The sequence below is a fragment of the Bradyrhizobium diazoefficiens USDA 110 genome (genome assembly GCF_000011365.1).
Taxonomy (GTDB): domain Bacteria; phylum Pseudomonadota; class Alphaproteobacteria; order Rhizobiales; family Xanthobacteraceae; genus Bradyrhizobium; species Bradyrhizobium diazoefficiens.
In genome coordinates this window covers 5,550,548-5,570,494 of the sequence record NC_004463.1, presented here as the reverse complement: position 1 = coordinate 5,570,494, position 19,947 = coordinate 5,550,548, and the positions used below count along the sequence as shown (strand labels likewise).

General features: G+C 59.4%; 20 protein-coding genes and 1 tRNA gene. 19 read left to right on the top strand and 2 right to left on the bottom strand.

Features of this window, described 5'->3' with window-relative positions; genetic code table 11:
- Positions 1–84: 84 nt before the first annotated feature.
- Positions 85–570 (bottom strand): outer membrane protein assembly factor BamE, encoded by a 486-nt coding sequence (locus tag BJA_RS25310; RefSeq protein ID WP_028171637.1) that lies wholly within the window; start codon positions 568–570, stop codon positions 85–87.
- 98 nt (positions 571–668) lie between these two features.
- Here BJA_RS25310 and BJA_RS25305 point away from each other — a divergent pair, with 98 nt between their 5' ends.
- The 18 genes from BJA_RS25305 to dcd all read left to right on the top strand — a co-directional run bounded on the left by BJA_RS25305 (position 669) and on the right by dcd (position 18,452).
- Positions 669–1,220: a ubiquinol-cytochrome C chaperone family protein gene (locus BJA_RS25305; protein ID WP_011087784.1), complete on the top strand. Its 552-nt coding sequence runs from the start codon at positions 669–671 to the stop codon at positions 1,218–1,220.
- A complete protein-coding gene (locus BJA_RS25300) occupies positions 1,217–1,780 on the top strand; it encodes a YceD family protein (RefSeq protein ID WP_011087783.1) in 564 nt (187 codons plus the stop codon). Before BJA_RS25305 ends, BJA_RS25300 begins: the two co-directional genes overlap by 4 nt.
- Before the next feature lie 297 nt (positions 1,781–2,077).
- Positions 2,078–3,139, top strand: coding sequence for a phosphate acyltransferase PlsX (gene plsX / locus BJA_RS25295; RefSeq protein ID WP_011087782.1), 1,062 nt, complete (start codon positions 2,078–2,080; stop codon positions 3,137–3,139).
- Positions 3,136–4,116, top strand: coding sequence for a beta-ketoacyl-ACP synthase III (locus BJA_RS25290; RefSeq protein ID WP_011087781.1), 981 nt, complete (start codon positions 3,136–3,138; stop codon positions 4,114–4,116). Before plsX ends, BJA_RS25290 begins: the two co-directional genes overlap by 4 nt.
- 134 nt (positions 4,117–4,250) lie before the next feature.
- A complete protein-coding gene (locus BJA_RS25285; RefSeq protein WP_028171641.1) occupies positions 4,251–4,592 on the top strand; it encodes an integration host factor subunit alpha in 342 nt (113 codons plus the stop codon).
- A 26-nt stretch (positions 4,593–4,618) separates the two neighbouring features.
- Entirely contained in the window at positions 4,619–5,197 is a 579-nt protein-coding gene (locus BJA_RS25280; protein WP_011087779.1) for a MerR family transcriptional regulator, read from the top strand.
- A gap of 127 nt (positions 5,198–5,324) precedes the next feature.
- Positions 5,325–5,402: transfer RNA gene (locus tag BJA_RS25275), tRNA-Pro, on the top strand.
- Between the two features lie 359 nt (positions 5,403–5,761).
- Positions 5,762–6,976: a VapE domain-containing protein gene (locus BJA_RS25270; RefSeq protein ID WP_011087778.1), complete on the top strand. Its 1,215-nt coding sequence runs from the start codon at positions 5,762–5,764 to the stop codon at positions 6,974–6,976.
- A 189-nt stretch (positions 6,977–7,165) separates the two neighbouring features.
- Positions 7,166–7,762: a hypothetical protein gene (locus tag BJA_RS25265; protein ID WP_011087777.1), complete on the top strand. Its 597-nt coding sequence runs from the start codon at positions 7,166–7,168 to the stop codon at positions 7,760–7,762.
- Positions 7,674–7,919, top strand: coding sequence for an HGGxSTG domain-containing protein (locus BJA_RS43705; RefSeq protein WP_338076379.1), 246 nt, complete (start codon positions 7,674–7,676; stop codon positions 7,917–7,919). The genes BJA_RS25265 and BJA_RS43705 overlap by 89 nt, the downstream gene beginning before the upstream one ends.
- A gap of 38 nt (positions 7,920–7,957) precedes the next feature.
- Positions 7,958–8,536: a hypothetical protein gene (locus BJA_RS25260; protein WP_162494114.1), complete on the top strand. Its 579-nt coding sequence runs from the start codon at positions 7,958–7,960 to the stop codon at positions 8,534–8,536.
- 166 nt (positions 8,537–8,702) lie between these two features.
- Entirely contained in the window at positions 8,703–11,342 is a 2,640-nt protein-coding gene (locus BJA_RS25255; RefSeq protein WP_011087775.1) for a type I restriction-modification system subunit M, read from the top strand.
- Positions 11,335–12,636 (top strand): restriction endonuclease subunit S, encoded by a 1,302-nt coding sequence (locus BJA_RS25250; RefSeq protein ID WP_011087774.1) that lies wholly within the window; start codon positions 11,335–11,337, stop codon positions 12,634–12,636. Before BJA_RS25255 ends, BJA_RS25250 begins: the two co-directional genes overlap by 8 nt.
- Entirely contained in the window at positions 12,633–15,890 is a 3,258-nt protein-coding gene (locus tag BJA_RS25245; protein ID WP_011087773.1) for a type I restriction endonuclease subunit R, read from the top strand. Before BJA_RS25250 ends, BJA_RS25245 begins: the two co-directional genes overlap by 4 nt.
- Positions 15,887–16,588 carry a M48 family metallopeptidase gene (locus BJA_RS25240; protein WP_011087772.1) on the top strand — a complete coding sequence of 234 codons (702 nt, stop codon included), beginning with the start codon at positions 15,887–15,889 and terminating at the stop codon, positions 16,586–16,588. Before BJA_RS25245 ends, BJA_RS25240 begins: the two co-directional genes overlap by 4 nt.
- Positions 16,589–16,716: 128 nt before the next feature.
- A complete protein-coding gene (locus BJA_RS25235; RefSeq protein WP_063921628.1) occupies positions 16,717–17,388 on the top strand; it encodes a recombinase family protein in 672 nt (223 codons plus the stop codon).
- 240 nt (positions 17,389–17,628) lie between these two features.
- Positions 17,629–17,892 (top strand): hypothetical protein, encoded by a 264-nt coding sequence (locus BJA_RS25230; protein WP_133415022.1) that lies wholly within the window; start codon positions 17,629–17,631, stop codon positions 17,890–17,892.
- Positions 17,889–18,452, top strand: a complete 564-nt coding sequence (gene dcd, locus BJA_RS25225; RefSeq protein WP_011087770.1) for a dCTP deaminase — start codon at positions 17,889–17,891, stop codon at positions 18,450–18,452. The genes BJA_RS25230 and dcd overlap by 4 nt, the downstream gene beginning before the upstream one ends.
- A gap of 413 nt (positions 18,453–18,865) precedes the next feature.
- Here dcd and BJA_RS25220 read toward each other — a convergent pair whose 3' ends face one another.
- The gene (locus tag BJA_RS25220) at positions 18,866–19,111 is read right to left on the bottom strand and encodes a hypothetical protein (RefSeq protein WP_063921478.1); all 246 of its coding nucleotides are present in this window, start codon (positions 19,109–19,111) and stop codon (positions 18,866–18,868) included.
- Here BJA_RS25220 and BJA_RS25215 point away from each other — a divergent pair.
- On the top strand, positions 19,110–19,856 hold the full coding sequence (locus BJA_RS25215; protein ID WP_011087768.1) for a hypothetical protein: 747 nt from the start codon (positions 19,110–19,112) through the stop codon (positions 19,854–19,856). The genes BJA_RS25220 and BJA_RS25215 overlap by 2 nt on opposite strands.
- Positions 19,857–19,947 lie beyond the last annotated feature (91 nt).

Genomic DNA, 19,947 nt, shown 5'->3' with positions numbered 1-19,947 from the left:
CGTATGGAACCCGGCGCGCGACGGCAAGTCGCACGCGCCGGTAAGTGCCGCGCGGAGGGCGGCACGACGCCGCAGGCTGAAGGCTCAGTTAAAGCTGAGCAGCTTGAACAGCGGCGTAAGGTAGCTCATCTCCTGGCCCGATGTCGGCGTGGTGCGGCTGATGAAGTCGAAGATCTTGCCGTCCTGGAGGCCGTAATTCGCCAGCCGGCGCACGCGCCGATTCTTGTCGAAATAGATCGCGATCACGCGTTGATCGACCACCCTCTGGTTCATGAAGGCGACCATCCGCTCCGAGCGCTGCGAGATGTAGTAGAAGACCTCGCCGTCGAGGGTCGCGACCGTGGAGGGCGTGCCCATCACGATCAGCACCTGGTCCTGGCTCGCGCCGATCGGAATCTGCTCCAGCGCGCCGGGCGGCAGGATGTAGCCCTTCTGGAACTGCTCGCCGGTGCAGCCCGCGAGCGCCACGCCGACCAAGGCCGCAGCGGCAGCCATGCGCAGGCCGCGCCAGCGTGCATGAAGGCCGCGCCGCGTGTCTGCGCGCGGGCTCGTCTGGTTCGTTATCGTCATAGCGGAACTGATTCCGTCCCCTTGCGTCGCGCGAGGCGCTGAAGTACCGGGCTGAGGCTCTGAATGCAACACGCGCGCGCCCGCTTGCGGAAACCACAATGCTTTGGCCGTTCAATCACTTCAGGAAACCCCGGCTAGCCCCGCCGGGCACCATTGAAGCCATCTATGGCATGATCGTGACGCAGGCGCGAGAACCCATATTTTACCGCGACTTGGGCGTGCCCGATACGGTTAACGGGCGTTTCGACCTGTTGCTGCTCCATTTCTGGCTGCTGCTGCGGCGCCTGCGCACGGTCCAGGGCGCCACGGAGCTGTCGCAGGCGCTGTTCGACCGCTTCTGCGAGGACATGGACGACAATCTGCGCGAGATGGGGGTGGGCGACCAGACCGTGCCAAAGCGGATGCGGGCCTTCGGCGAGGCCTTTTACGGCCGGGTGCAGGCCTACGATCAGGCGGTCGAAGGCGGCGGTGAGGCGCTGGCGGCGGCGATCTGCAAGAATATCTTGAATGGGTCCGGCATGGACCAGGCGGAGCGGCTCGCGGCCTACGCGCGGGCCACGGACGCCGATCTCGGCCGGACCGGCGAGGCCGCGCTGCTGCGCGCGGCCTTCAACTTTCCCCCGGCGCTTCCCGAGGATGTCACGCCATGAGCCGACCGAATACTGGACCCGATCCCTGGCGGTCCCCCGTCATCGTTGCGCAGATTCCCGACACCGGCCTGCACCGCGAGATCGAGGCGTCGGCCGCCGAACGGCAGGTCATGGCCGAGGTCGCGGGCGTGCGGGAGATCCTGTCCGCTAACGCCAGCTTCGACGTCGTGCCGAAAAGCGGCGGCCGGGTCCAGGTCACGGGCCACGTCCGCGCCCGGGTCGGCCAGACCTGCGTGGTCTCGCTCGATCCGATCGAGAACGAGATCGAGGAGGAGGTGGACCTGACGTTTGCCCCCGAGGCCGAGGCACGCCGCCTGTCCGACCTGATCGAGGAGGGCCAGGACGACGAGGAGCCACCGGAGGTCATCGACCCGCCGGAGACCATCATCAATGGCATCATCGACCTCGGCCGGCTCGCCACCGATGCCCTGTTCCTGGCGATCGACCCCTATCCGCGCAAGCCGGGGGTCGTGTTCGAGGCGGAGGTCGTCGCCCTCGACCCGTCGGACCATCCTTTCGCAGCGCTGAAGGCGCTTCAGGACAAGAAGAAAGGCCAATAGCTGCCGATTCCCCGTAAGACCGCTTGCCAGGCAGCGCGAGGCCTTTGCGGGAGTGGTTTGAAAACCTGATTTATCTATCTGATTTCCATATATTTCTTGCGAATCTTCTGGTTTGCCGCCGGATCGCCCCGAATGCAAAAGGCTGGGGGCAAGAGGTTGTTTCGGGATAACAAAACGCTATTGTCGCGCCCCGGTCCGGGCGCGGCGTGGCGCTTGGCCGCCGCCACGTCCGTGGCGAACCCATTTCGCGGCCCCCGCTCGTTGAAGACCGCACCAGACCAGGTTTCCAGGACTTTTATGCTAAGCAAGGTTCGCATCGCGCTTGACGCCATGGGAGGCGATGTCGGCCCCGCCGTGGTCATTCCAGGCGCCGCCATCTCGCTTCAGAGGCATAGCGCGACCGAATTCCTGCTGGTTGGCGACCGCGCCAGGATCGAGCCCGAGCTCGAGAAGCACCCCGCGCTCAAGGCTGCTTCCAGGATCGTCCATACCGACGTCGCCGTCAGTGGCTCGGACAAGCCGAGCCAGGCGCTGCGCCGTGGCCGCAGGACCTCCTCGATGTGGCTTGCCATCGATGCGGTGAAGAAGGGCGAGGCGGATGTCGCGGTCTCCGCCGGCAATACCGGCGCGCTGATGGCAATGTCGCGCTTCCACCTGCGCACGCTGCCGGGCATCGACCGCCCGGCGATCACGGGGATATGGCCGACCAAGCGCGGCGAGTCCGTCGTGCTCGACCTCGGCGCCACCATCGGCGGCGACGCGCACCATCTGGTGTCGCTGGCCGTCATGGGCGCGGCGATGGCAAGCGTCCTGTTCAACAAGCCGCGCCCCACGGTCGGCCTGCTCAACATCGGGGCCGAGGAGATCAAGGGGCACGAGGAGATCCGCGAAGCCAGTGAAATCCTGCGGGCGAGGAACCTGCCGGAACTCGACTATATCGGCTTCGTCGAGGGCGACGGCATCGGCAAGGGGCTGGCCGACGTCATCGTCGCCGAAGGTTTCAGCGGCAACATCGCGCTCAAGGCTGCCGAGGGAACCGCACGGCAGATGGCGGAATTACTCCGCAACGAGATGCAGCGGAGCTGGCTGTCCAAGCTCGGCTATCTCTTTGCGCGCAGCGCCTTCCAGGCCCTGCGGGACAAGATGGACCCCAACAAGTCCAATGGCGGCGTGTTCCTGGGGCTCAACGGACTGGTGGTTAAAAGCCACGGCGGAACCAGCGCCGAAGGCTTTGCCTATGCGATCGATGTTGGCTATGAGATGGCTCACTACGATCTCCTGAACAAGATCAATCAGATGCTCAACCGCGAGGGTGGTGCACTCAATTCCGTGCAGGCCGCGCAGGAGGCTGTTTCGTGACCAAAATTCGTTCGGTCGTGCTGGGCTGCGGCTCTTACCTGCCGGAGCAGGTGGTGACCAACGCCCAATTGGCGGCGCGTATCGACACGTCCGACGAGTGGATCGTCCAGCGTACCGGCATTCGCGAGCGGCACATTGCGGCCGAGGGCGAGTTCACCTCGCACTTGGCGATCAAGGCCGCGCAGGCCGCGCTCACCGATGCCGGCGTGGACGCGCAGTCGATCGACCTGATCGTGCTGGCGACCTCGACGCCTGACAACACCTTCCCCGCGACGGCGGTCGCCGTGCAGCACGGGCTCGGCATCAACCACGGCGCGGCCTTCGATCTGCAGGCGGTGTGCTCGGGCTTCGTGTTCGCGCTCGCCACTGCCGACAATTTCCTGCGCACCGGCGCCTTCAAGCGCGCGCTGGTGATCGGCGCCGAGACCTTCTCGCGCATCCTCGACTGGAACGACCGCGGCACCTGCGTGCTGTTCGGCGACGGCGCCGGCGCGGTCGTGCTGGAGGCCCAGGAGCAGCCGGGCAGTGCCGCGACCGACCGCGGTGTCGTCACCACGCATCTGCGCTCCGACGGCCGCCACAAGGCAAAGCTGTTCGTCGACGGCGGCCCGTCCTCGACCCAGACCGTCGGCCATCTGCGCATGGAGGGCCGCGAGGTTTTCAAGCACGCGGTCGGCATGATCACCGACGTGATCGTCGATGCCTTCGAGGCGACCGGGCTCAATGCCGACAGCATCGACTGGTTCGTGCCGCACCAGGCCAACAAGCGAATCATCGACGCCTCCGCGCACAAGCTGCACATCGCGCCGGAGAAGGTGGTGCTGACGGTGGACCGTCACGGCAACACGTCGGCGGCCTCGATCCCGCTGGCGCTGGCGGTGGCGCGCAAGGACGGCCGCATCAAGCGCGGCGACCTGATTCTGCTCGAGGCCATGGGCGGCGGCTTCACCTGGGGCTCGGCGCTGGTGCGCTGGTAGAGCCACAGTCGATAAAATTTTGCCGGAATCAGCGGCGATTATCGATGCTTCTGCATTGATGAGCGCTGTTGACCGGCGTATCGTAACCTCATAATTTCAGACAACAATTGTTCGCCGTGATGTGGGGCAGGGCGATGACCGATACAAGTAAAACCGTAACGCGTGTTGATCTGTGCGAAGCCGTCTACCAGAAGGTCGGCCTGTCGCGCACGGAATCGTCCGCCTTCGTGGAACTCGTGCTGAAGGAGATCACCGACTGCCTTGAGAAGGGCGAGACGGTGAAGCTGTCGTCGTTCGGTTCCTTCATGGTCCGCAAGAAGGGTCAGCGCATCGGCCGCAACCCGAAGACCGGCACCGAGGTGCCGATCTCGCCGCGCCGGGTCATGGTGTTCAAGCCGTCGGCGATCCTGAAGCAGCGGATCAACGCCCAGCACCGTACCAACGGCGACGGCAGCAAGGTTCAACCCGAGGCATAATCGCCTTTCGGATAAGGATTTGGCATTTGGACAAGGCGCCGGATGCGTTCCGAACCATCAGCGAAGTAGCGCAGGAACTCGACATTCCGCAGCACGTGCTGCGGTTCTGGGAGACCCGGTTCTCCCAGATCAAGCCGATGAAGCGCAGCGGCGGCCGCCGCTACTACCGCCCCGACGACGTCGACCTGCTCAAGGGCATCCGCCGGCTCCTCTACGGGGAGGGCTACACCATCCGCGGGGTGCAGCGGATCCTGAAGGAGCACGGCGTCAAATCGGTACAGGGCCTCGCCGACGGCGCGGCCGCGGTCTCGTTCGGAGCCATCGAGGACGCCATCGGCGCAAGCCTGATGGAGCCGGACGACGAGGCACCGATCAAGGGCGTCGCCGACGCCGACGATGACGACTACCAGAGCGACGAAGAGGACGGCATCGACTTCCGCTTCACGGAGGTCGACGACGAGGAAATCCTCACCACCTTCCGCAAGGGCGGCACCCCCGCCGCGCCCGCCGGTCCCAGCGCGCTGGACCGGGAGCGGCTAGGACGGGCACTCGCCGACCTCGTCGCCTGCCGGGAGATGCTGGATCAGGCGCTGAAGGACGGCTAGGGCGGCATCGGCCAGCTTTGCGGGCAGTTCCGGGGGGCTCTGGGCTCGGAGCCAATCAGATCGCGATACCAAAATGCTGCGACCTCGCCTTGCGCAAAGCGGCGATCCTAGCTAATGGAACGACGTTCGGAGCGTGGCGCAGCCCGGTTAGCGCACTAGTCTGGGAGACTAGGGGTCGGAGGTTCAAATCCTCTCGCTCCGACCATTAAGCCCTTTGATCCGCAAGGGTTTTTGCTTTCGGGGCTGGCACCAATCCGCCGCCGAATGAGAACAAATAGGCGCCGGTTTGCTCAGTTCGGCGCAAAAACTCCCGAAATAATCCCGAGCTGCGTTCTTGGACCGTTCGCTAGGGAGGCGCTGAATGCTGGCACCCCCTGAAACGAAAAGCCCCGTGCCAGCTGGGGAGCAAGGGCACAGGGCGGGATCGAAGAGTTCAATTACAAGCAACGAAGAATCTGACACGTCGCTGATCGCTCTTCAAGCGGCCAAGCTGAGTCGGATCTACTGTTTTGGCTACACCACTGCCTACACCATCGCCAGTCTCGCCTTTGCGGGAGGCCCGCGATGAATGTCATTGCTCAATTCCCGGTCAAAGATACGTGGCTGGCCCAATGTATAAGCGAGAATGGCAAACCGCTCCCGATCGTCACCAATGCGCTGGTCGCTCTCCGGCGAGATCCAAACATCAGCGACGCCTTCGCGTATGACGAGATGCAGCGTTGCGTCATGCTGCTGCACGAGATCGGCCAGCCGCTCGCGCCCTTTAATTCCAGGCCCGTGCTGGACGAGGACGTCACAATACTGACGGAGTACCTTCAGAAGGCAGGCATCCGCAGGATCGCCCGCGATACGGTACGCGACGCGGTCAATGCCTGGGCGCGCGAGCGCAGCTTCCATCCCATTCGCGATTGGCTTCAGAGCCTTATCTGGGACGGCCAGAAGCGCGTCAACGTATGGATGACGACCAAGCTTGGCGCCGCGCTCAATCCCTACACCCAGGCGATCGGGAAGATGTTCTTGATTTCCCTCGTCGCTCGGATCTGCGAACCCGGAGCCAAGGTGGACTACATGCTGGTGCTGGAGGGTACCCAGGGCGCGATGAAGTCCTCGGCCTGCGCCATTCTAGGCGGCGACTATTACTCTGACAACCTTCCCGAGATCGGCGAAGGCAAGGACGTCTCCCAACACCTTCGTGGCAAGTGGCTGATCGAGATCGGGGAGATGCACGCGCTAAAGCGTGCCGAAAGCGCGCAGCTAAAGGCGTTCATCACGCGGCAGGTCGAGCGTTACCGGCCGAGCTACGGCCGCTTTGAGGTCACCGAGCCTCGGCAGTGCGTATTCATCGGCACTACCAACAAGGACGCGTATCTCAGAGACGAAACTGGAGGACGTCGTTTTTGGCCTGTGAAAGTCGGGCAGATTGATATCGCGGGGTTAGCTGAAGATCGCGAACAACTCTTTGCGGAGGCGTTTCACCTCTACAAAAAGGGCGAGCCATGGTGGCCAGATCGCAATTTCGAAGGGCAGCATATCAGGCCGGAGCAGGAGGCGCGATTTGAAGCGGACGCCTGGCAGGACCCGATCGAGAACTACCTCGCGACCCAGCACAAGGTCACCGTCGGTCAGGTCGCTAAGGAGGCCCTGATCATGGAGGCCGCCAGGATCGGCACGGCGGACCAGCGCCGGATTACCAGCATTATGGAGCACCTCTGCTGGAAGCGGGACAACGACGGCAAGCCCGACTGGCAAGGCAAGAGATGGTGGATCAAGGCGGACTGATCACAACGCACTGCGCACCACAGCCCACTTTCCAATAGAGGGGTGGTGGCTAATGGAGCTTCTATAGGGAAATTCGGCTGTTCTGCGCTGTGTGCGCTGTGGTGATGCCATCTGAATGAGGAAAAGCGAAAGAGGACGACCAGATTGACTGACTTACATCCAAGCAGCGAGCCTTTCGAGAGGACGTGAATGAACGCACCGAAAACACTCGCCGCCAACGATCCCGAGGACCAAAAAGGGCGGCTGAAAGATCTTGGCGGATCGCAATCGGATCACTGGAACGATATTCTTGCCAATCAAGCCCTCCAGTCCCTCTGGGTGAAGAACTCCAGCCAGGAAGACCGCGACAAGCAATTGCGTGCCACCCTTGCCGCGCTTGCCGGGATAGGGCCGAAGGACGAGCTAGAGGGCATGATGGCGGCGCAGCTCATAGCCGCCCACAACGCCGCGATGGAATGCTACCGGCGCGCCATGATCGGCGAACAGACCTTCGAGGGACGACGCGAGAACCTCGCCCAGGCCAATAAGCTATCGCGCACCTATGCTGCGTTGCTCGAAGCCTTGAACCGCCATCGCGGCAAAGGCCAGCAAAAGGTCACGGTCGAGCACGTCCACGTTCATGCGGGCGGGCAGGCAGTGGTCGGAATGGTTGACCCCTCGGGGGGCACGGGCAAGGCGAAAAGGGAGGATCAACCCCATGCACTTGGATATGCACCGAGCGAAAAGATGCGGCGCGCACACCCGGACGGGCAAGCCTTGCCGGTCCCCAGCGATGGAGAACGGTAGGTGTCGGATGCACGGCGGACCGTCTCCAGGCGCTCCCAAGGGCAACAAGAATGCCTTCAAGCACGGGCGGTACAGCGCAGGCGCGATTGCACGCCGGCGCGGAATATCGAGGCTGCTTGCCGCAATGAAGGATACAACCCGGCAAATAATCGAATAGGCAGCGCCAAAATGCCGCGATCGAGAGTACGAGTTTGCTTGCAGGACGGCCTGAAGCTGGACCTGAACCGTCTAGTTCGGAAGCAATTCGTCAAGCCAGGCGCTAACATCGGCATTCGGGGCATTACCTGGACGCACTCGTATTGGGGTGAAGTTGCCACCGGCGTGATTAGCGCCGACATGAGCGGCCAAGCCGAAGGCTGGCTCCGCATCCAGCTTGGCAGCTTGGACCAACGAATCATGCTTGTTGCGCGTACTCGACATTACGGCGGGCGACAATGGTATTTTGTGTGCCCTGTCATGAACCGGCTCGCGTCTGTACTGTGGAGGCCGCCGGGCGCGATCCGTTTCTGCAGCCGACAGACTTGGGGCCGACAAGTTGCCTATAATTCCCAATATAGCGATGCGATGAACCGCGCGCACGCCGGAAAGGCCCGAATCAAGTCGCGACTGATAGCAAATCTAGATCCAGATCATTGGGATTTCCCACCGAAACCGAAATGGATGCGTTGGGCCACCTACAAACGGTACGAAGACCAGTACGATCACTTTGAGGATGTACTGGACCATGGCTGTGTATCACTGCTAGCAAAGTTGTTGGCCAAGAATATCGTTTGAATTCAATGGATAGAATCAAGTTAGCCAACAGATTTCGAATTGTTGGCTTTGCTGACGGAGGAGCAAGTAGTTGGTCGGGGACAAGCCGATGAGATTATGAGGCAAAAGAGAATCAGTACGTTTTTGAAGACGGACTGTCATCGACACAGGGCGCGATCGGGGTCAAATGATCAAACTAACTCTCTCTCAGCTAACGAGTCTGCTCTTCAAGGCCTGCGACGAGCTTCGCGGCAACATGGATGCCTCGGAGTACAAGGAATACATCTTCGGAGTCTTGTTCCTGAAGAGGTGCAGCGACCTGTTTGACCAGCAGCGCGAGAAGCTCACGGTCAATCTGCGCGCCCGTGGCCTTGATGGCCAAAGGCTCGAAGCCCTGCTTGAAAGTCGAGATCAATATACGTTCTACGTGCCCCCCCAAGCGCGATGGGCAACCGTTCGCCACCTTAAGGAAGACGTGGGCAATGGGCTTAATGCGGCACTTGGCGAGCTTGAGCGGCACAACAAGGATCAGCTTGAGGATGTGCTCGAACATATAAATTTTAACCGCAAGATCGGACAACGTACTCTCAGCGACGACACACTGGTGGATTTCCTCCAGGTGTTCGAGAACATCCCTCTGCGCGACGAGAACTTCGAGTTTCCTGACCTGCTTGGCGCCGCCTACGAATATCTGATCAAATACTTTGCCGACTCGGCTGGCAAGAAGGCTGGCGAATTCTACACTCCCGCGGATGTCGTCCGTACCATGGTCGAGATCGTCGATCCGCAGCCGGGCATGAGCATCTATGACCCGACGGTCGGATCGGGCGGCATGCTGATCCAGTCGCGTGATTATGTCCGCGACAACGGGGGCGATCCAAACAATCTCTCGCTGGCCGGCCAGGAATCGCAGGGCACGACCTGGTCGATCTGCCGGATGAATATGATCCTGCACGATATCCAGTCGGCGGATATCCGGCAGGAGAACACGCTGACTAAGCCCCAGCACCGGGGCGACGACGGCGAACTAATTCGTTTCGACCGGGTGCTCGCCAATCCGCCGTTCAGCCAGAGCTACAGCGCCAAGGACATGGAGTTCAAAGGCCGGTTCGTCAAATGGATGCCGGAAAAGGGTAAGAAGGCGGATTTGATGTTCGTTCAGCACATGCTTGCGGTGCTTAAGAGCGGGGGCCGCATGGCGACGGTGATGCCGCACGGCGTGTTGTTTCGCGGCGGCGAGGAGAAGGACGCGCGGGAGCATTTCATCAAGCAGGGTTGGCTCGATGCTGTCATCGGGCTGCCGCCCAGCCTGTTCTACGGCACGGGCATCCCGGCCTGCATTCTCGTCATGAGCAAAGAGCGTGCTGATCTCCGAAAGGACGTGCTCTTCATCAACGCAGACCGGGAATATCGCGAAGGCAAAGCGCAGAACTTCCTGCGTCCCGAGGACATGTCGAAGATCGTAGATGTTTATCGGCGACGGCAAGATGTGCCGGGTTATGCCCGTGTCGTGCCCATCGCGGAGATCGAGGCGGAAGAGTTCAACTGCAACATCCGCCGCTATGTCGACAATGCGCCGCCGCCAGAGCCGCAGGATGTCCGAGCGCATATTCACGGCGGCGTGCCGGTAGCGGAAGTTGACGCGATGGAACGCCTTTGGCTCAACTATGATGGCTTGCGCGAAGCCTGCTTCTCATCGCGCCGGGGTGATGCGGCCTATTGCGATTTTGATCCGACCATCGCCACACGGCGCGACATCGCCGAGCTAGTCAGGATCCATCCTGGCGTATTGGCCGCGCATCAGGAGTTCATGACTCGTCTGATGGATTGGTGGCAAGCGACCGAGCCAGCCATAGCCCAGCTTGCACCGGCGGATGCGGGGGCGGGAGGACGCGGCGGCAATGTCTATGCACTTCGCAGGTCATTAGTGACGGACATTGACGCGTGGTTTGCAGACCAGTCCCTGCTCAATCCGTTTCAGATTCGCGGTGCCATGGCGCGTTACGTCGACAGCCTAAAGACCGATTTGAAATCGGTGGCCGCAAGCGGATGGGGTGCAGAGCTGATTCCCGACGATGAAATCTTGCAAAGCGAGTTTCCAGCCTTGGTCGAGGAGTTGGCCACCAAGCGTGCCCGCCTAGACGAGGTGCAGGCGCTTTTCGCTGCCGCCGACGAGGAAAGCTATGAGGACGAAGATGATAGCGGCATCCTTTCCTCCGTCGAGGTCAGGCGGATCAAAGACCTACTTAAGGCTCAGGGAGCAGAGCTGAAGGCGCTGGTTAAAGCGGCGCTGGAAGCTGCGCCCGATTTGGCCGCTGAAATGGATCTTCCTAAGAGTGCCGCGAAGCTGGGCAGGGTGGGCGATCCCGATTTCGTGGCCGTGCACCGACTGGCCTCGCTTGCTAAGAAGGCCGGCCGAGCTTCGCAGTTCGCCACGCCCGTTCTCGCCCTTGCCGAGAAGGGCCAGGCAATCACTGAGGCGCTGGCCCATGCCTCAGACCGGCTGACCCGACACAAGGCCCTCGAGGATGAGGCTAAGGCACTAAAGGCCGAGTTGCGCGCGGCGGAGAAGAAGCGCGAGGAACTGGTTGCAGCGGCCCGTGCGAAGATCACTCCGGACGCCGCGCGCAGCCAGATTCTTTCGCGCTTCCGCAATATCCTCTTCTCCACCTACTGCGCTTATCTCGAAGCCGAGCGGCGGAGCGTGACTGCGGCTGTCGAGAAGCTGCACGACAAGTATGCGGTGACGGTGCGCGATATCGAGAACCGGCGCAGCAGGGCGGCGGCGGATCTGGAAGTTTATTTGAAGGCTCTTGGATATGTCTGACTGGATCGAGAGATCGCTCGCGCAACTGATCAGTCCGCTTGAAACTGGAAAGCGCCCCGCAGGCGGCGTAAGCGCAGACACTGAAGGTGTCCCAAGTATCGGAGGTGAGAACATCGATGCCGCCGGCAAGATGTCGTACTCAAATGTAAACCGGATTTCACCTGCGTATGCTCACCTTATGAAGAAGGGCAAACTGAAATCAGGCGATACTCTCATCAACAAAGACGGTGCTCAGACGGGCAAAGTAGCTCAATACGATGGGCAATTCGCAGATGCCTGGATCAATGAGCACGTCTTTATCGTCAGGCCTGATCCGGGTAAAATTGATGCTGGTTACCTGTTTTACTCAATGCTTGATGGCAGAGCCCAAAATCAGATTGCCAGGCGCATTACCGGTTCGGCGCAACCCGGCTTGAACTCCGATTTTGCAAAGGCGGTAACGCTGCGTCTGCCTCGCGATATCAAACTGCAGGCCAAAATAGCCGACATTCTACGTTTGCTTGATGTCCAGATAGAGGCGACGGAGGCATTGATTACAAAGCAGGAGCGGGTGCGCGCCGGGTTGATGCAGGACCTGTTCACGCGCGGCATCGACGAACACGGTCAGCTCCGGCCGTCTCGCGATGAAGCTCCGCAGCTCTACAACCGGACCGATCTCGGCTGGCTGCCGCTCGGATGGGAAGCTGCGCGTCTCGTAAATCTAACTTCGCGCATTGTAGATGGTGTCCATCATACGCCGACATACGTTCCGCACGGCGTGCCATTCGTCACAGTGAAGAGCTTAACCGCGGGCAGAGGGATTGATACAAGGCAGGGGAATTTCATCACGCTGAGCGATCACCATGTTTTTCAGATGCGGGCCGACCCAAGAGCTGGTGACGTCCTCGTGTCGAAGGACGGCACCTTAGGCGTCGCCCGGTATGTCGACGAGACGGTCGAGGAGTTCAGCATATTTGTTTCCGTCGCGATGCTCCGGCCGATTACAAGTTTGCTCAATCCAGCCTTCCTGTGCGAGTTTTTTAGGACCAGATTTTATGAGGCCCAGATGGGTTATCTCTCAGCTGGGTCCGGCCTAAAGCACATTCATCTTGAACACTTCCGAAAATTCGTTCTGCCACGTCCTGATCTTTCGGAGCAGGCAAAGATTTTAAGTATTTTGGACGCCGCTGATCAGTCGATAGTAAGACTGGAGGATATGCTAAGAAAGCTCAGGCTCCAGAAGGCTGGCCTGTTGCAGGACCTACTCACGGGCGAGGTCTCCGTCCCGTCGCTACTCGAAAGCGCCGCCGCATGAGCGAATATGCTCACGTCGAAAAGCCGTTGCTGACTCAGCTTGCCGGGCTGGGCTGGTCGGTGATCGACCAGGGCTGCCAGATGATACCTAACGATCCTACGAAATCCCTACGAACTAGCTTTCGGGATTTGATATTGCCGCAAGTCTTTCGGGATTCCGTCCGCGCGCTCAATCTACTGCCCGATGGCCGCGAATGGTTGACGGAGCGGCAATTGGCGAGCCTGATCGACGATATCTTCCGCCAGCCGGGTAAGGGTCTTCTTGACGCAAATGAAGCAGTGCAGGCGTTGCTGTTCAAGGCACAAGTGGATCGCAATGAGGTCACGGGCGAGAAGGACCCCACCGTTCGTCTGATCGACTTCGCCAATCTGGAGCGCAACAAGTTCCACGCCATTAACCAGTTCCGCGTCGATACGCCGGGGTGCGTGAAGGACTTCATTATTCCGGACGTAGTGCTATTCGTGAATGGTCTGCCGCTAGTGGTGATCGAGGCCAAGATTGGCGACGCCAACACAGCGAACCCGATGCACGAGGCCTTCGTGCAATTGCAGCGCTATCGCGACGCCCGTTCAGAAACGGGCCGCGCCGGACTGCGCGAAGGGGAGCCGAAGTTGTTCTACACGAATCTTGCCGTGATCCGCACGTGCGGCGAGGCGGCGGAGTTTGGCACCATCAGTTCCGCCCCCGAACACTTCTATGGCTGGCGCAACATCTGGCCGGAGCGGTTTGCTGCGATCACCCCGCCGCTGGGTGAGGTCCGCGCGCAGGAGGAACTGGTTCAGGGTCTGCTCAATCCGGATTGCCTGCTCGACATGCTGCGCACTTGCTCGGTGTTTATGGACCTACCCAATGGTAAGCGGGTGAAGGTGCTCGCCCGCTATCAGCAGCACCGCGCCGCACGCCGCATCGTCGAGCGTCTGCGCAACGGCGAGACGCCGATAGAGCGCAGCGGCGTAGTCTGGCACACGCAGGGTTCGGGCAAGTCGCTCACCATGGTGTTCGTCGGCCGGATGCTGCGCGCCAGCCGGGACCTCAACGACATCAAGATCGTTATGGTGGTCGACCGAGCCGATCTGGAAGACCAATTATCCGATACGGCCAAGCTGATCGGGGGGAAGATTAACCTGGTCGATAGCCGCAGCTCCGTGCGCGACGTGCTCGCCTCTCCCGCTTCCGATGTGAGCATGGTGATGGTTCACAAATTCGTCGAGGCGAAGGAAGATCTTCCCGACCGCTTGCGCGAAAAGCTGGGGCGCTATGCCCCACCGCCCAGCGCCGAGACTTTTGGCGTCGTCAACGACTCGCTGCGCATCCTTATCATGGTGGACGAGGCGCACCGCACGCAGGGGTCCGAGATGGGGGACAATTTGTTCGAGGCGTTCCCCAATGCCGCCCGCGTTGCCTTCACCGGCACCCCGTTGATAACCGAGCGGCATGGTGGCAAGCAGACCGTGAAGCGGTTTGGCGAATATATCGACACCTACAAGCTGATGGATTCGGTGGAGGACGGGGCCACCCTGCAAATCTTGTACGAAGGCCGCACTGCTAACACCGCCCTGAGAGACAAGGCTGAGTTCGACAATTCCTTCGAAGATCTCTTCGCCGACCGCTCGGTTGAAGACCTACTCGCCATCAAGAAGAAGTATGGAGCCACCGGCGATATCCTCGAAGCGGAAAACCGCATTCGCGCTATCGCCCGGGATCTGGTCGGCCACTACATCGATAACATCCTGCCCAACGGGTTCAAGGCGCAGGTCGTTTGCCATTCCAAGCTCGCCGCGGTGCGATACCAGCGCGCCTTGCGCGAGGCATTGCAGGAACGGCTGCAGGCAGAACGTGCAAAGCCGACAACGGATGCGGACCTGATCCGCCGGATCGATTTCCTCAAGGTGGCGGTCGTTGTGTCGTCGGACGCGACCAACGAGCCTGCAGCAATCACGGCTGCCCGCAAGGAGGCGCGGGAATGGAACGCGGTCGAGAATTTCTGCAAGCCGTTCAATCTCGATGACTATGGCAAGGCCTACACCGGCATCGCCTTCCTCGTCGTTTGCGACATGTTACTGACGGGTTTCGATGCTCCGATTGAGCAGGTCATGTACATCGACAAGCGACTAAAAGAGCACAACCTGCTCCAGGCTATCGCCCGCGTAAACCGGGTAACACAGGGCAAACAGCGGGGCTTCATCGTCGACTATATCGGCCTTGCCAACCACCTCACCGAAGCGCTGAAAATCTACGCCAGCGAGGACCTTGCGGACCTGCAGGCCGGACTGAAGAATCTGACCTCGGAACTGCCCATTCTGGAAGAACGTTATCGCCGGCTGCTCCAGCATTTCCAAGGCCTCGGGGTGCACGATATCGAGCCGTTCCTCACCGGCACACTTGGTGGTCCCGACGAAGAAGTTCGCATTGTTCACAAGGCTGTCGACGTGCTTGAACCGATCAAGGCGCGAGCGGATTTCGAGGTCTACCTCAAGAAGTTTCTGATGAGCCTCGACCTGATCCTTCCGGGCGCCGCCGCGCATCGGTATCGCGGACCGGCGAGAAGGCTCGGCTATCTAATGCGAATGACCAAGGAGCGTTTCAAGGACGAATCCATCAATTTCGCAGGTGTTGGCGAAAAGGTCGCCGCGCTGATCAACGAGCATCTCATTGAGCTAGGCGTTGATCCCAAAATTCCCCCGGTTGAATTGCTTGACCCAGATTTTGTCGAACTGGTGACGGGGCACGCGCAGGGAAGTTCTCGGGCAAAGGCCAGCGAGATGGAGCACGCCATCCGCAAGCACTGTACGATTCATTTTGATGAGGACCCGGCCTTCTTCAAGCGGATGAGCGAGAAGCTCGACACTCTGATTGCCAAGCATGGCGACGACTGGAAGGCGTTGGCCGAGCATTACGAAGAACTGCGTTCGGAAATCAGGGCGGGGCGCGGTGAGACAATAGCCGCGCACCCCCCAGAAGTGCTCGTCTTTCGTGATAACCTCCTCGGCCTGATTGGTGAGGAAGCTATGCTTTCGGTCGAGGATGCTGTCCTGCTGGATGCGCTTTCTGCTCGGCTGGTCGGCATCTTGCGTGAATCTATTTTGATCGTCGATTTCTGGCGCAAACCGGACCAGGTGCGTCGTCTCAGAGCAACTATCGATACAGAGTTGATGGTTTCTGGCATCGGCTCAGTTCAGGATCAGCACCAACGTATCGCGGTAGAATTGACGAAGCTTGCTGAGAAGCGCCACGCGGAGTTGCTCCGGTCATGAAGATGTGCGCCCAGGATATTGAATTCACTCTGATCCGTAGCGACCGGAAAACAGCGGACATCGTGATCGAACGTTCGGGCGATGTGATCGTTCGCGCGCCCACCGGGATCGCCGATGAAAGGGTGCTTGAAGCAGTCGCTGATCGGGCGCTGTGGGTGCATCGCTCGCTTGCCGAATGGGAAGACCTGAACTCCAGCCGCAAGCTTCGGCCGTTGGTGCAAGGCCAGGGCTTCGTCTATCTTGGTCGATCCTATCGATTAAAGTTCGTCGCCGATGCCCACGTACCGTTGCGTCTCAAGAACGGCCGTTGGGAGTTGTCGGAAGCCTTTGTTGCCAGAGAAGGGGAGCCCGCCGCACGTAAAGCGTTTCGAGATTTCTATATCGCTAAAGGCCTCGAAATTTTCAAGGAACGGGTCCAAAGGCTTGCCCCGCTGGTCGGCGTGGTGCCTGGTGATGTTTCCGTCAAAGAGCTGGGTTATCACTGGGCATCATGCGGTGCGGGCGGTGCGTTGAATTTCCACTGGAAGACCCTGATGGCTCCGCACACTGTCATCGACTACATCGTCGTGCACGAACTCTGTCACCTGCGACACCGCGATCATTCGGATGCATTTTGGAACGAAGTAGACAAGGTGTTGCCGCGATACCGGGAGCGGAAGGAATGGCTCCGGGTGAACGGAGCTTCACTGGACCTGTAAGGCGGCATGGTCGAATTGCGACGCTGCTGTAGCAGGCCCAAGCGTCGGGTTAGGCCCGGATAAGCTTGCAAATCAAATGGAGCGTGTTACAAATCAATCAACGAAGGTTGACTGGTTTGTGGGGCGTCGTGGCAGAGGGAAGATGGATCAGCTATCTACGCGTTTCGACCGACCGCCAGGGCAAATCGGGCTTGGGGATCGAGGCACAGCGCAATGGCGTGGCTGAATACCTGAACGGCGGCAACTGGTCGTTGGTGAAGGAGTTCGTCGAGGTCGAGAGCGGCAAGCGCATCGATCGTCCCAAGCTGGACGAGGCTATCAAGGCTTGCCGGATCTATGATGCCAAGCTGGTCATTGCCAAACTGGACCGGCTCTCCCGCGACGCCCACTTTCTGCTTGGCCTGGAGAAGGCCGGCATAGACTTCGTGGCGGCTGATATGCCGAACGCGAACAGACTAACCGTCGGTATCATGGCGATGGTTGCCGAAGAAGAGCGCCGCATGATCAGCAAGCGAACAAAGGACGCGCTGGCGGCCGCTAAAAGGCGAGGGACCAAGCTTGGCGGCGATCGGGGTGTCGTTCCGAGCAAAAAGGCGCGGGAGCTGGCCGCAGAGACTCTCCAGGCGCGGGCCAACGCGAGGGCTTCAGACCTGGCGCCTGTCATCAGAGAGCTACAGGCGGCCGGGAAAACGACCCTCAGAGCCATTGCTGAGGGTTTGAACGAAGCAGGGATTCTGACCCAGCGGAAGAGCAAATGGTCCGCCGTGCAGGTGCAGCGCATATTGAGCCGAATCCAGTAGTGGCAAAGTCTAGCGAGCCGAGACGGTATCCTTTGGGTTTCGGTATCCCCATGCTCATGCGTTTGCGTTCGAGATAATCCGGACTGTTCCGCTCCGAACGACGCATTAAATCTTTGATCTTTTGTTCTCTGTATGTTCTGATGTCTAGCTGACCACCCACATCGTTAACGAATTACGAAGAAGCTAGCGGTCGGGCGCGATTCGGAACTTGCGCTTGGGGCAAAAAACGGGAAAATGACCATGATGCGTCTTAAAATTGAAATTGTTGGAAACGGTCTTCACCCGAACGAAGCGGTCGTTGGAATCAAGACCAACGAAGGGCCGCAGCGGCTGGTCATTGCTCGGCGTTCAATTGATGACGGATTTATCTCAGTTGGCTGGCCCTTGGGGCACCAGGATAAAACGACACTTGTTGAACTCCCACGAGAGACTCAAACGGGCGCTTGGCGAGTGTGGGTTCCAGACGACCAATTAATCCAGTCAGAAGAGCGTAGACGAGCGTGATCTTAACTGACCGCGAAATTCAGATCGCCCTCTCAAGGAAGCAGATTATCATCGATCCGCTTCCTCAGGCCATTGCGTATAGCTCTACCAGTGTAGACCTTACGCTTGATCCGGTGCTCAATGTTTTCGCGGTCGGCAACTCGTCGATCAAAAAAGTTATCGATCCAACCAATCCAGCATTCAACACCGAGGAAGTTTTAGCGGAACTCACTAAGACCGAGGACATTTCTGGTGGGTATGAACTCCAACCGAAAGTTCTCGTGCTGGGCTGGAGCGCCGAATACGTCGAATTGCCTATGGACTCTCGCATTGCCGCCAGAGTTGAAGGCAAAAGTTCTCTCGCTCGCCTTGGCTTAGGCGTTCACATCACTGCGCCAACGATTCATGCTGGCTTCCCCGGACAAATTCGGCTGGAGATCGTAAATCACGGGCATCTGCCAATCTTGCTGAAGCCCGGTATGCGAATTTGCCAGCTTATTTTTGAACAAACGCTTGGCACGGCTGATGCAGGTTACAAAGGGCAGTTTGTCGGGCAAGCACCTGCAAAAGGAAGTGGTTAGGACAGGCCGCCGAGTTGACCGCCTTCTCTTTCATTCCTGTCGGAGCGCTGCATTCGGCGGCGGCAATTACATGCCAGTTGCACTAGATACTCGCCTGTCGCCGTAATATCGGGCGGCCCCTCTCGACCACCTATGTGGAGCGCCAAAACTGTCGGCGCGCATGGTTCTCGGTTCAGCCAGTTGGCCGGCTAACCAATGGCTCTAGTAAGAAGCCGGAGAACCATGTCGGCAGACGCGGCGCTCAACGTTGCACATTACAATCTTTGCCAAACCCTGCGCACGACGCCAGCGAAGGCGTTGGATCGCGGACAAAGCTTGGATCGTTGCCGCAGCTGGTTGACGCGGAGCTGTCTGTGGTCCTCCGTTATTCAACTGATGACCCGCCGGAAGTGCCGGACCTTCCAGGGTGGAAGTTAACCTGCGAACGACTTATCCGCTGTAATAATCTCATACAGCTTGAGAGCCGCTTCGGGAGAAGCGGCTTTTGCTATAACTTCAATGCCAGATTGCGGATTCGCTGCGTCGCACTCGTAGATGAAATATCCATATTCACCTCCCAAGCCTTTGCCACCAGCGTTGCGGTAGGCCTGCGCCGAGAGGGGCGAGATACACAGCATCCGTCGGGCATCGATTGGCGCGGAGAGAAAGAGGTCTTCCATGGACGTCTCCGAAAAGCAGAAGTATGGCTACAATGCTGTGCCTAGACTGTCCGCGAACGCACTTTCAGAGTATCTTACAGCATCTTCAACAAGACGTAAAAGTATTGTTCAAGCAGCAAAATTTCCGAAGACAGCAATAGTCGCGAGATATGATGCGGCCCGCGATGGTATTACTAAGTATTTATGCGATTTGGGGCGGGATGCTGGAATACTGATCGACGCGATAGATTCTCAGAAGACTCGCGGGGCCAAGGTCGATGCTTCGGAGTGGGTGAAAAACGACTCTGCGCTTAGTGTGGAAGCAATCGACAGCTTTCATAAAGCTATGAACAAGCTGGGTCTGGCGAAGCTCGAATGTCGTCCTGTGGTGGCCAGCCAACCTCACTTGACGATAGAGGGTGTCAGAATCAGCGTTTCTCTGGACGCCACGGTGCACCGCAAGGAAAGTGTAGGTGGACTGATTCTGCTTTTCTCAAAAGCAGAAACTTCAACCACGAGCCGCGTTGAACGTTGTAAAACTGCGGCTGTGCTGGCGTATTTGTTCACTGAGCAAAATCTGAAATACCTAGGATCGCCGGATCACAAGCTTTGCTTTTCGGTAGATGTTTTCGGCGGTAACGCCCACCCAACACCAAGCTCGTACAAAAAGAAGCTCGATTACATCCAAAGCTCCTGTGAGGAGGTTGCTTTGCGATGGCCCGTCACCGCGCCGCCCACTGACTATGACGGACCACCGTGGGTCTAGCTAGTCCATACTCATTAAACGGCTGGCCGCCTGATGTCAGCTCACCCAAATTGCGATGTAAAAACGACATCTCTCAAAAATCGCAGCCCGT